Source organism: Pseudoalteromonas sp. S1608 (assembly GCF_005887265.1).
Taxonomy (GTDB): Bacteria; Pseudomonadota; Gammaproteobacteria; order Enterobacterales; family Alteromonadaceae; genus Pseudoalteromonas; species Pseudoalteromonas undina.
Window position 1 is genome coordinate 23,461 of the sequence record NZ_PNDK01000039.1, and the last position, 11,876, is coordinate 35,336.

Below are 11,876 nucleotides of genomic sequence, written 5' to 3' on the forward strand. Positions count from 1 at the left end.
TGATTATTGGTAGAGTACAAGTGCCTTATCTAATTGTGCACTGTGTTCATAACTTAATATCGCTTGTTGTCGATACTGTGCTTTATTTTCGCTATTGAGTGCTTTGTCAAAAACACGTGCTGCTAAGTCGTAATCACCTTGTGCATTGGCTAAACACGCTAACGCTAATAGTAACGCATTATTATGCTCATCTTTTTTTAGTCGCTCTTGAATACTTGATTGCAGCTTATAAGCATTACTTGGTGCAGTTTCACTTAAAATATAAGCCAGCTCATCATGCTGTTTTTGCTTGAGTAATTTAATTAGCTCATTTTCGATGCTTGCTAGCTGCCCTGTTTTGGCCATTTGGGTTAAATAAGCCGTGTGCGCATGCGCCTGCAACTTTTTACCTAAATGTTGATATTTAGCGGTTAACTCATCACTTGCTTGCGCAGCAAAATAAGCTAAAAACACTTGCTGCCACTGGGTATCATTCAAGGCGTTTTTGCGTAATAAACGCGGTAAAAAGTCTTCAAGCAATTTAAAATGCTGTTGTTGCACTAACACTTCGGTGTACAACTTCAAATCAAGTACCGTGGCTTTTTTAGATTCTGCAGCCACCCGTATTTGCGGCTCAATTACACTACTGTCGCCACTAGCTAACCATAACTTAGCCACTTTAAGTTGTTGCTCTGGGCTGATTTCAAATAAACGCTCAAGCGCTTTATCTGGCTGATTATTTGCAAGTGCGGCTTTTGCTAATAATGCTAAACGTATATCGTCAAATTTAGCAGGCACACTATTGCTTGATAGTGCACTTTCTACTTGCTCGTAATCATCATTAATGAGGCTCCACAATGCTTGCTCTATTGCCGCATGTTTACGCTCTTGGCTTCGCGCAAAAAAGCCATGCTTAGTGTTTCTGTATATAGATAAACAATAACGCACTAGCTTATAAGTTAAATATAAAGCCGCTGCGCTCAGTGCTGCCATAATACAAAACGAAACAATTGTGCCCTCTATGGTGGTATTGTTAAATGAAATCAACACATAGCCTTTTTCATCTAGCACAAAGGGGGTAATCGCTAGCACCAACACAATAGCGACAATAAAAATAATCAGCCCTATCATTGTGCCCACTCCTTCACTTGTTGAGTGCTTTGCAGTGTCACTTCAGGGTTAAAGTTAAGCGATTCTTTTTCAAGATTGGCCAATGTCTGTATTACCACTTTTGTTGCATCGTCATCTTGTTTAAAGTATTCATTAACCAAACGTTTTGTATCATTCAAAGCGTTAAAATAAATACTAGCTTGTTTAGCCATTAATGCGTCTTGCGCCTGAGTAATATTAAGCTTGATGCGCTGGGTAATTAAATGACGCTCTCGGTCAGTTAATAGTGGCTCAATTAATACGCCTTCATGATGGCGAATAGTAATAAAGCTATCGACTATTTTATTCCAACTATTAAGAATGTTTTGTTGCCAATCACTAACATCTTCAGAGAGTGCATTCTCATCACTTATACTCGCCTCTTCAGGCAAATTAACCGCATTAAATACCAAGTCATCAATACGCTTTATTACGCTGTTTAATTGTAAATAAATCGCTTCTGTCGCAACGGGTTTAATACTGTCGAGTGTTTGTATGTCTTGTGTAATTGCTTGACGCAACTCAAGCGTACCAGAATGATCACTTAACAATGAATCTAAACGTTTAAGCACGGCACTGGTGCCTGAGTAATCTTGTTCTGCCCACAGTTTAAATTCAGCCATGCGTTGCAAGCTGGTGACCTCTTGTGGATTTAATGTATTACCACTTTGTTGCACCTTTTGCAGCGCGGCTTTTAATGCTTGTTGATTTTTTACAGAGTTTTCATTGAGTGCCATAGCGATTTGTTCTTCGCTATTAAGCAACGCTTGCTGCAAACTAAGCTGCTCAGATTTAAGCGCTTGCAGCTCTTGTTGTAGCATTTTATTTTGTTCTGTCAGCGTATTAACTGCTAAACTTTGCACTTTACTGGCATTAAGCTTTTGATAAAACTCATAACCCACACCGCTGGCAACAAGCAAGGAAATCACTAACGCAACGCTACCTACTTTACTTACTTTTTGAGGAGCGCTCTGCGTTTGGTTATTCGCATTTACAGAGTCACTTTTAGTCGTATTAGAGGGGTTTTTTGCTGTTGGCTGCGCTGATTTTTCTACTTTTGACGTCGCTGACTGTTCACTCATTTTGCTACCTTGCTGATTAATGCAGGTAAACATAGCGTGGTCGCTAGCTCCTGCCGCAGTATGTATATGGGTCGAATTTATTTTTTGTTGCTGTAAATAAGTACCTATGCGCTCACTGGCAACGTAAAATTCGCACTGTTGTAACCATGTTAGTTGCGCCGCCGAGATAGTATTAAATATGGCGTCAACTGCAGCATTACTTGTAATGACTATACCGTGTACATTATGGCTTTGCCAGTGGTCTATCCAGTTAGCTGAGCTAGGCTCTACTGGCTCACGTTGATACACCACACAATTATTTAAATAAGCACCACGTTGCTTCAAGGTTTTTGCTATTTCAGGTCGCCCGCCAATACCTTTGACCAACACAATATTACTGCCATCAACATCAGCCAAAGACTTAAGCGCGAGTAATCCCTCAGAGTCATGTTGTTTTGGTAGTGCGGCACGCACACCAAATACTTCATAAATAGTATCAGCTGTTTGTTGCCCAACCCCATAAAACTGTGCTTTGGTATTAATAGCAGGCTTAAGTGCATTTAATGCATGCACCGCATCCTGTGAAACAAAAATAATTTTGTCAGCGTTCACCAGCGGGCTTAATTCAACGTTTGTTGGCGTTAAGTAGGTTATTTTTAAAACTGGATATAAAGACGCTTGATAACCCGCTTGCTCAAGTTGCTCTGCAAGGGCTGCGCCTTTTCCTTCGGGCCGAGTTATCAAGATATGTTTCATTATGCGTCTCGATATACGTCAGCTAGAATTTTATCTGCGCCTTGTGCTAATAATTTTTTAGCCAGCTCTACACCTAACTTTTCAGCATCATCAACGTGACCGCTAATTTCATCGCGTAAAATTTCGCTGCCATCAATCGCACCGACCAAACCGCGTAAGTGTACTTGCTCGCCCTCAACCAATGCATACGCACCAATTGGCACTTGGCAGCCCCCTTCTAAATGGCGGTTCATTGCGCGCTCAGCGTTAACACGAATACGTGTTTCGTTGTGCTCAAGCGGCGCTAACAATGCTTTCGTCACGGTATCGTCTATACGACACTCAATGCCTACAGCGCCTTGGCCATTAGCAGGTAAAGAGACTTCTGGTTCAATAAAGTCACGAATACGCTCGCCCATTTCTAAACGAATTAGCCCTGCTGCTGCGAGTATAATGGCATCATATTGGCCGCTATCAAGCTTAGCTAAACGTGTATTAACATTGCCGCGTAAGTCTCGAATTTCTAAATCCGGACGCATCGCTCTAATTTGACATTGACGACGTAAACTTGAAGTCCCCACAATAGCACCTTGTGGAAGCGCATCAATATTGGCAAAATTGTTTGATACAAATGCATCACGCGGGTCTTCACGCTCACAAATGGTGTGTAACTCTAAATCATCCGGAAACTCTACCGGCACATCTTTCATTGAATGCACTGCAATATCTGCACGGCCATCTAGCATGGCTTGCTCTAGTTCTTTTACAAATAAACCTTTGCCGCCAATTTTAGCTAGCGGTGTATCTAAAATAATGTCACCTTGAGTCGACATTGGCACGAGCTCTACATGCACGTCATCATGAAAATGCTCTAGCTGCGCTTTTACAAATTCAGCCTGCCAGAGTGCCAATGCACTTTTACGAGTGGCAATGCGAACTAACTTTGTTTTTTCAGTCATAAAATATCCATTAATAATTACTAGCTTTTAGAATTAAAACTTGTTCAATCTAAGGCTATTTAATTTGCTAAAACTCTAAATTCTTTTTGAGCGATGAGCAGCCCGTTTTCATCAACTACATCAACGCGCCAATGCCCTAATTGAGTATCCATAATATTTTTAGTTGAGTACGTTCTGTAACGCGGAGAAGTGACCTTAAGTGCCACTTCAGCCATTATTTCATCTTCGAATAACCACACATGTTTTACCTGCTGTCCCTGTAAGTTTTTAAGCTCACTAAAAAATGACAGCGACTCTTCAAATTGATTCAAACGCACATCGGCGGCAAATACATTGGTTGGCTCACGGTTACTGACACTTCGAGTTAGCACAGCACGGCTAATTGTGGCTGTATCTATTTTGGCTCCCACAGCTACACTAGCAATGTGTGCGGATGCAGCAAATTTCTTTTGCTCAACTGGCTTTGCACTAACAGTCTCAACTTCAGGGTCTTGAGTGTCTATTGCTGCAATGGTTGCTTCTTCAGGCTCAGCAGTGATCGTTGGCTCTACTTCTTGCTTAATAATACTTTTTTGAACTTCAGGCTCCGATGGTACCTGTCCAGTAATAGAAGCTGGTTTTTGCTCAACTGAGGAAAAGGTTTTAGGGTCTGCAATCGCAACACTGCTTACCTGCTCCTCATCTGCATCTATGGCTTTTTCACTCTCTACTGGTGCTGCATTATCATCGCTTAGCGACACAATTGCTGTTTGTTGCTCAGTAAAATCAAGCTGCTCATTAGGATGCGACGTCCCTTGATCAGCATTCACGGCGCTAGACAGGCCATAAATAACCGCTGCAGAGATCATAATCACCAACATAGAAATACTCACAATCCGACGCCAGTGCCACTCATAGCTCACGTTAGGTTCGCTTACCTGTGGTTCACGTTTTACATTTGCTGTTATTACTATTTTTTGACTCATTTTGACCCTCAGCGGCTCCTAAACTAACTTAAGCGAGAAATTAACCATTGGCGCACAGCTTGTAACTCTTGTGTACAAACCTGATGCCCCATTGGGTATTCTTGCCAACTTACATCCATGTTATGCGTTGATAATACTTCGAACGCACTTCTACCCGCGCTATGCGGTACAACGTCATCTTGGCTACCATGAGCCATAAATATATTTAACTGTGTTTGTTTTGCTTCATCTGCCAATTTATGTGGCACACACATGTAGGTTGACAGCGCCATTACACCAGCCAGCTTTTGTTCTAAACGCGGTGCTAAATGCAGCGATACAACACCACCTTGCGAAAAGCCCGCTAAAATAATTTTACTGGCAGGTATGCCGTTAGCAATTTCTTGTGTAATGAGTTGCTCAACTTTTGCAGCTGATTCTCTAACCCCTTGCTCATCGGCACGTTTATCTAAATCCATAGATTTAATGTCGTACCATGAGCGCATTTGCATACCGCCATTAACTGTAACAGCCTGCATAGGCGCGTGCGGAAAAATAAAACGCACTCCTAACTCAGTAGGTAAGTCGAGCTGCGGGGCAACAGGTGCAAAACCATCACCTGAATCACCTAAGCCATGCAGCCAAATCACCGTGGCTTTATGGGCGCTTTGCGCTGGGTATTCTACAAACCCTAAACTCATAGTGTTGATTGCCATTTAATTTCTTGACCCGCTTGGCGTGTAGACGCTTCGTTAATGAAGCTCCAAAACTCTGCACCCGAGCGGTTATCAATCCATTGCCCATCACGCATTTCAAAATGGTGACCATTAAATTTTGTTGCTACCCATACTTGGTGCAAAGGTGCTTGCTTATTAATCACAATCTTACTGCGATCTGGAAAAATAATTTCTAAAATACCTTGAGCAGATTCATAATCTAAATCTGCTTCACAATCATCAACTTGTTCTTCAATAGTGAACATAAGAGCTTCTGCTAACTGGTGATATTCGTGATCAGTCATCGTTAATTTCCTTTGCAGGCGAGGCGCCTAAATAATGGGTGCATGTTTATAGAGCTAGTGTAACAGGAATAAAATCATCCGCGAATAGCTGCATTTTTTAGATATTCTGTTACTCTGCGATTATAAAGCCAGCAACCGTATTAATCTAATGAAAGCGACATATACCTTACAATTAAAACAACTATTAATCAGCACCGTATTGTTGTGTGCATTAGCTGGCTGTGGCCAAAGCGGCCCGCTGTACTTACCCGAGCAGCCTGCTGAACAAAACCAGCCAACTGACATTCCTAACAAACAAACACCCGCCGAACAACAACAGGAGCAGTAAATGGATTTTTTTAATTATAAAAACAACCAACTATTTGCTGAAGATGTCAGCGTAGCAACCATTGCACAGCACTATGGTACGCCGTGTTATGTGTATTCCAGAGCCACGTTTGAACGCCATTATTTAGCGTTTGCTAATGCGACTCAAGATCACAAAAGCCTAGTGTGTTATGCCGTTAAAGCAAATTCAAATATTGCGGTGTTAAACATATTGGCACGACTTGGAGCGGGTTTTGATATTGTCTCAAAAGGCGAATTAGCACGGGTGATAAAAGCCGGAGGCGCTGCTAACAAAGTGGTATTTTCTGGGGTTGCTAAAACGGCTGACGAAATTGCTTATGCGTTAGAGTTAGGCATTAAATGTTTTAATGTTGAGTCAATTTCAGAGCTTGAGCGCATTTCAGAAGTGGCCTGCGAGCTTAATTTAGACGCGCCAATTTCTATTCGTGTTAATCCCGATATTGATGCCAAAACACATCCGTATATTTCTACTGGACTTAAAGAAAATAAGTTTGGTATTGGAATCGAGTCTGCATTAAGTGTGTATCAACATGCGGCATCATTACCTGGCTTAACGATTGTTGGCGTAGATTGCCATATTGGCTCACAGCTTACACAAACCAAACCGTTTTTAGAGGCGCTTGATAAACTACTGGCATTAATTGATGAATTAAAAAATGCAGGTATTGAGCTAAGCCATTTAGATATAGGTGGAGGCCTTGGAGTAACCTACGACGACGAACAACCTCCACACCCAAGTGAATATGCAGCACAAGTAACCCAGCGCCTTGCAAATTACCGTCACCTAGAACTGATTTTTGAGCCCGGGCGAGCCATTGCCGCAAACGCGGGGATTTTAGTAACACAAGTTGAGTTTATTAAACAAAACCAAGACAAGTATTTTGCGATTGTAGATGCGGGTATGAACGACATGTTACGCCCATCACTGTATCAAGCATGGCAAAAAATTATTCCTGTATCAGTGCGTGATGACGAAACACCTACCCACAACTATGACGTGGTTGGCCCGGTGTGTGAAACCGGTGACTTTTTAGGTAAAGACCGACCACTGGCACTCAAACAAGGTGATTTGTTAGTACAGCGAAGCGCTGGAGCCTATGGTTTTACCATGAGCTCAAATTATAACTCACGTCCACGAGTTGCCGAAATAATGGTCGATGGTGAGCAACATCACCTTATTCGCGAACGCGAAACTATCGAAAGCTTATACCAAGGTGAGAAAGTTTTACCATAAACGTTTTTGCCAACTAGCTGCTCTGTGGCATGATTAGCACAGAGCAAAACCGAATTAGAGCGCTATGTTAGTTAATTTTTCCAAAATGCACGGCTTAGGTAACGACTTTGTTGTGATTGATAACATTACACAAAACGTTTTTTTATCCCGTGATCAAATCAAAAAGCTGGCCGATCGCCATTTCGGCATTGGGTTTGATCAACTACTGATGGTTGAAGCCCCTTACTCACCCGATCTCGATTTTCACTATCGTATTTTTAACGCTGACGGCCACGAAGTAGAACAATGTGGTAACGGTGCGCGCTGCTTTGCCCGCTTTGTACGCATGAAAGGCTTAACCAATAAACATAAAATCAGCGTGTCGACTAAGTCTGGTAATCTCACCCTGTATATTGAAAAAGACGGTCAAGTAACCGTTAATATGGGTCACCCTAATTTTGAGCCAAATAAAATTCCACTCAAAGCAACCAAACGTGAGCTGACTTATATTATTCGCGCAGAAGAGCATACCGTTTTTAGTGGTGCCGTATCTATGGGTAACCCTCATTGCGTAATGGAAGTAGACGATATAGAAACAGCCCAAGTGGATACCCTAGGCCCGTTGCTTGAAAACCATGAGCGTTTTCCACAACGCGCGAACATTGGCTTTATGCAGGTTATCTCTCAAGAGCACATTAAACTCAGAGTATGGGAGCGTGGTGTAAGCGAAACACTTGCTTGCGGTACCGGCGCGTGTGCTGCCATGGTGATTGGTTTTATCCAAAATAAGCTCACCAGTACAGTACAAGTTGATTTACCCGGCGGTAGCTTACAAGTGCGCTGGAGTGGCGAGGGCCATCCAGTGCGTATGACAGGTCCCGCTGAACATGTATTTGATGGGCAAGTTGCACTATGAGTGAATTAACTAAACAGCAAGTAATAGATTACTTACAACAGCATCCTGATTTTTTAATTGAGCAACCTAAGCTGTTAGCGCAACTTGAGTTACAACAGCAAGTACAGGGTGCTACTTCATTAGTGCATATTCAGCAGCGCCAATTACGCGAGCACAATACACAGCTAAAAAATCAAATAGACAGCATGAGCAAAAATGCGACCCAGAATGAACTGGTTTATCGTTTATTTAGCCAATGTCACCGACAGCTGTGGAGTAATTACGACTTTAATACACTGGCCAGTAACTTACGCAATATTATTTGTATGAGCCCGACTATTAATGAATGCAAACTCGTTAGATACGATAATGCCTTTGAAGAGTTAGTAAAGCATAGACTGTCAGATAGTAATCATTATTTAGGCCGTGTAAATCAGCAAGAACGCGACTTACTCTTCAACAATGATACCCAATCGACCGCACTTTATTTAATTGGTGAGCCGAGTAACCCCTACGCAATTTTGGCTTTTGGCAGCCACGATGAAAACCACTTTGAGCCCTCACAAGATAACTTATTTGTATTAGATTTTGTGCGCTCATTGCAAATACGGTTACTGGAACTGGCATGAGCGATAACGCGCCAAATATAAGCGACTTAAGCGATAGCTGGCGTACACCCATTACATTATTTAGTGATTACTTAAAATTTGAACGTCAATATTCAGCGCACACCGTTAATCAGTATGTCAGCCAATTAGGTTTTGCCGCCTTGTATTTTAATAAACTGTGCGACAATTGGTTTGCGGTACAAAGTGAGCATATTCGTCGTTACAGTATGGCACTGCGGGCAAAACAATTAAGTGGCAGAACAATCAGCTTAAAATTAAGCTGCATACGTAGTTTGTATAAATTTTTAAAAGCAAAAAATATTACTGAGCAAGCGCATTACCATAATCCGGCACAGGGCATAAAAGGCCCTAAATTTGCGCGGCCTTTACCTAAAAACCTTGATGTTGACCAAATGGCTCGTTTACTCGAAATACCCGATGATGATCCACTTGCCATTCGTGATAAAGCGATGATGGAACTGATGTATTCATCAGGCTTACGCATTAGTGAGTTAGTTGGCGCTAACATGCAAGATATAAACACTCGTAGCGGTGAAATATTAGTGCGGGGCAAAGGCGCAAAAGAACGCCTAATACCGGTTGGCTCTAAAGCACTTGAGGCGTTAAACAATTGGCTAGCAGTTCGCCCACTATTTATGGGCTCAGATGAACATGCAATATTTTTGAGTAGCAAAAAAAGCCGTATTTCTGTACGCCAAGTTCGTCTGCGTATGCAAGAGTGGGGGATAAAGCAAGGTATTAGCTCGCAAGTTCATCCGCATAAATTACGCCACTCATTTGCGTCGCATATTTTAGAGTCGTCTGGGGATTTACGAGCAGTGCAAGAATTATTAGGCCACAGTAGTTTATCTGCAACCCAAGTCTATACTCATTTAGATTTTCAGCACTTAGCTAAGGTGTACGATAACACCCACCCACGTGCTAAAAAAAGAACCGATTAGAGCAGCAACCATGATCCGATTTAATCGCGCAATTTCTCCTTTTTCTGTGCTGAGTTTTGACTTAGACGACACCTTGTACGATAACCGCCCTATCATAACCGCAGCCGTTCAGGCGCAAATTGATTATTTAAATGCGCTACCAGGCTATAAAAAACAAGGACCAGAGTTTTGGCAACAATGCCGTAAACTCGCGGCACTACAGCAGCCAGAACTGATTGATGACGTCACACAATGGCGTAAGCATACCTTGCACTTAGTGTTGTCTGAATTAGGTTTTAAAGGTGATGAAATAGAGCATCATGCAAATAAGGCGTATCATGCATTTGCTGATGAGCGAAGCAATATTACGGTGAGTGAAGACGTACTAATATTGCTTGATAAACTAAGTCAACACTACAAATTGATTGCCATTACTAACGGTAATGTCGAGGTTGATCGATTTAATTTAAAAGATAAGTTTGAACTGGTGTTACAAGCAGGCTTGCATGGTAAAGCTAAACCACACACAACATTATTTGATCAAGCCGCAACACATTTACGTATCAAAAACAGCGATATTTTGCACATAGGTGATAGCCTTGATAGCGATGTGCAAGGTGCTAACAACGCTGGCTGTCAGTCTGTATGGCTGAATAATCAAGCACAAACTTATGCCTACAAAGGGTTGGCTGATATTGAAATAACCAACATTCATGCGTTAACCCATTTAATATAACCTATGCTTGTTTTACTAATAATATAAGTTAGAGTTAGTTAATTAACGACATATTATAATAACAAGGACAGCGTATGACGCTCACAGATTATTTAACAACGCTCGCAGATGAGCCAAAAAGTATTAGCTTTGCTGATACTATGGCCGTTATTGATGAGCACTATACTTTTACAGCATGCAGCTTCAGTAACCATGGGTTATTAAGCTCTGCGAGTGAAAATAACGGTTCGTGCAAAATTTTTGCATTTGCTAAGCTCAACGGTCTTAGTAAACAAAATACCTTAGATTGTTTTGGTAAATTTTACCGTGAAGATGTACTAGACAACCCAAGTGCCGATGATCACATGAATATTCGTACGTTTATGTTAGCGCCAGAGGCAACACCGTTTTTAGGCATTAGCTTTGATGGCACGCCTTTAACCACAAAAGAGTAATATTCAAATCAGCATTATTTAGCCGCTACCAGCGGCTTTTCCATAAAGTAGCGCGTACCGCTGAGCGGATAATTATTTAATTGATATTTAACCTGATAACCTCGCTTTTCATAGAAAGGCTTGGCTTGAAAGTCTAAGGTGTCAAGCTGAGCCTGAACGGCACCCATTTCAATTGCTGCATTTTCAAGTGATGTTAATAACGAATCAGCCAAGCCATTGCCTCGTGCCGATTCAGCACACCACAACCAACTTATTAGCAGCCAATTGCCAAATATATGACCACTTATACCGGCAACTAATTCATTCTGTTTATCGAGATATTTAAAGCCGAGAGCTTGGCGCTCTGCGTCGAAGTGTTGAGCATTAAACTCAAGTATATTAACACGCAGTGCTTGGTTTAATTGCTCAGTATTTTCTGCCTGCAATAGGTACATTGGGCTATTCCAAATAGACCTATTTTAGCAAATACCTGATGTTAAAACAGGTTATTTTGTCCAAAGGGAACTTCAAGCATATTGCTAGAAATTTTTTCCGGTTGACCACACATTTCATCATAAGCGCTGGTATGCCTGAGCATCATTTGCACGTAGGCAATGTCTTCAAAGCGTTTTTGAATATGTAATGGGCTGACTGCCTTTACAAATTCACCATCGCTTTCTTGTACATAGTATTCAACATTATTAATGACAACAGACACTTGATACAAGGCCATTTCCAGTGAATGAACCACCACTTTTTGTAATGGCTGATGCTTTTTTAGTTCTGAAAATTGAATACCCATATTAACCTACCTACTGTTAAATTAACTGTCCAAGTAATCAATACGCAGCTTTGCTATAATCGCGATCAGATT

15 protein-coding genes are annotated in these 11,876 nt (G+C 41.5%); 7 read left to right on the forward strand and 8 right to left on the reverse strand.

Translation table 11 applies throughout. The annotated features are described in order from the left end of the window. Nucleotides 1-3: 3 nt before the first annotated feature. The 6 genes from CWB75_RS14750 to cyaY are packed head-to-tail and all read right to left on the reverse strand — an operon-like array spanning nt 4 to nt 5,848. The gene (locus tag CWB75_RS14750) at nt 4-1,110 is read right to left on the reverse strand and encodes a heme biosynthesis HemY N-terminal domain-containing protein (protein WP_010392648.1); all 1,107 of its coding nucleotides are present in this window, start codon (nt 1,108-1,110) and stop codon (nt 4-6) included. Next, the gene (locus tag CWB75_RS14755; protein ID WP_138571057.1) at nt 1,107-2,945 is read right to left on the reverse strand and encodes a uroporphyrinogen-III synthase; all 1,839 of its coding nucleotides are present in this window, start codon (nt 2,943-2,945) and stop codon (nt 1,107-1,109) included. Before CWB75_RS14755 ends, CWB75_RS14750 begins: the two co-directional genes overlap by 4 nt. Further along, nucleotides 2,945-3,883, reverse strand: a complete 939-nt coding sequence (hemC, locus tag CWB75_RS14760) for a hydroxymethylbilane synthase (RefSeq protein WP_138571058.1) — start codon at nt 3,881-3,883, stop codon at nt 2,945-2,947. Before hemC ends, CWB75_RS14755 begins: the two co-directional genes overlap by 1 nt. A gap of 59 nt (nt 3,884-3,942) precedes the next feature. After that, nucleotides 3,943-4,848, reverse strand: coding sequence for a DUF2914 domain-containing protein (locus CWB75_RS14765; protein WP_138571059.1), 906 nt, complete (start codon nt 4,846-4,848; stop codon nt 3,943-3,945). A gap of 23 nt (nt 4,849-4,871) precedes the next feature. Further along, nucleotides 4,872-5,528, reverse strand: coding sequence for an alpha/beta hydrolase (locus tag CWB75_RS14770; protein WP_008109038.1), 657 nt, complete (start codon nt 5,526-5,528; stop codon nt 4,872-4,874). Continuing rightward, entirely contained in the window at nt 5,525-5,848 is a 324-nt protein-coding gene (gene cyaY / locus CWB75_RS14775) for an iron donor protein CyaY (protein WP_008109036.1), read from the reverse strand. The genes CWB75_RS14770 and cyaY overlap by 4 nt, the downstream gene beginning before the upstream one ends. Before the next feature lie 148 nt (nt 5,849-5,996). Here cyaY and lptM point away from each other — a divergent pair, with 148 nt between their 5' ends. The 7 genes from lptM to CWB75_RS14810 all read left to right on the forward strand — a co-directional run bounded on the left by lptM (nt 5,997) and on the right by CWB75_RS14810 (nt 11,023). Beyond that, nucleotides 5,997-6,176 (forward strand): LPS translocon maturation chaperone LptM, encoded by a 180-nt coding sequence (gene lptM / locus CWB75_RS14780; protein ID WP_010392638.1) that lies wholly within the window; start codon nt 5,997-5,999, stop codon nt 6,174-6,176. Next, a complete protein-coding gene (gene lysA, locus CWB75_RS14785; protein WP_054202878.1) occupies nt 6,177-7,430 on the forward strand; it encodes a diaminopimelate decarboxylase in 1,254 nt (417 codons plus the stop codon). Between the two features lie 64 nt (nt 7,431-7,494). Then, the gene (gene dapF / locus CWB75_RS14790; protein WP_008109029.1) at nt 7,495-8,325 is read left to right on the forward strand and encodes a diaminopimelate epimerase; all 831 of its coding nucleotides are present in this window, start codon (nt 7,495-7,497) and stop codon (nt 8,323-8,325) included. Then, entirely contained in the window at nt 8,322-8,933 is a 612-nt protein-coding gene (locus CWB75_RS14795) for a DUF484 family protein (protein WP_010392634.1), read from the forward strand. The genes dapF and CWB75_RS14795 overlap by 4 nt, the downstream gene beginning before the upstream one ends. Further along, nucleotides 8,930-9,874, forward strand: a complete 945-nt coding sequence (locus tag CWB75_RS14800; protein ID WP_054202879.1) for a tyrosine recombinase XerC — start codon at nt 8,930-8,932, stop codon at nt 9,872-9,874. The genes CWB75_RS14795 and CWB75_RS14800 overlap by 4 nt, the downstream gene beginning before the upstream one ends. Before the next feature lie 10 nt (nt 9,875-9,884). Further along, nucleotides 9,885-10,589 carry an HAD-IA family hydrolase gene (locus tag CWB75_RS14805; protein WP_138571060.1) on the forward strand — a complete coding sequence of 235 codons (705 nt, stop codon included), beginning with the start codon at nt 9,885-9,887 and terminating at the stop codon, nt 10,587-10,589. Between the two features lie 74 nt (nt 10,590-10,663). Beyond that, nucleotides 10,664-11,023: a HopJ type III effector protein gene (locus CWB75_RS14810; RefSeq protein ID WP_010392629.1), complete on the forward strand. Its 360-nt coding sequence runs from the start codon at nt 10,664-10,666 to the stop codon at nt 11,021-11,023. A gap of 14 nt (nt 11,024-11,037) precedes the next feature. Here CWB75_RS14810 and CWB75_RS14815 read toward each other — a convergent pair whose 3' ends face one another. Both CWB75_RS14815 and CWB75_RS14820 read right to left on the reverse strand, forming a co-directional pair. Beyond that, the gene (locus CWB75_RS14815) at nt 11,038-11,457 is read right to left on the reverse strand and encodes a GNAT family N-acetyltransferase (RefSeq protein WP_138571061.1); all 420 of its coding nucleotides are present in this window, start codon (nt 11,455-11,457) and stop codon (nt 11,038-11,040) included. A 41-nt stretch (nt 11,458-11,498) separates the two neighbouring features. Beyond that, nucleotides 11,499-11,804 carry a DUF6482 family protein gene (locus tag CWB75_RS14820; protein ID WP_138571062.1) on the reverse strand — a complete coding sequence of 102 codons (306 nt, stop codon included), beginning with the start codon at nt 11,802-11,804 and terminating at the stop codon, nt 11,499-11,501. Nucleotides 11,805-11,876 lie beyond the last annotated feature (72 nt).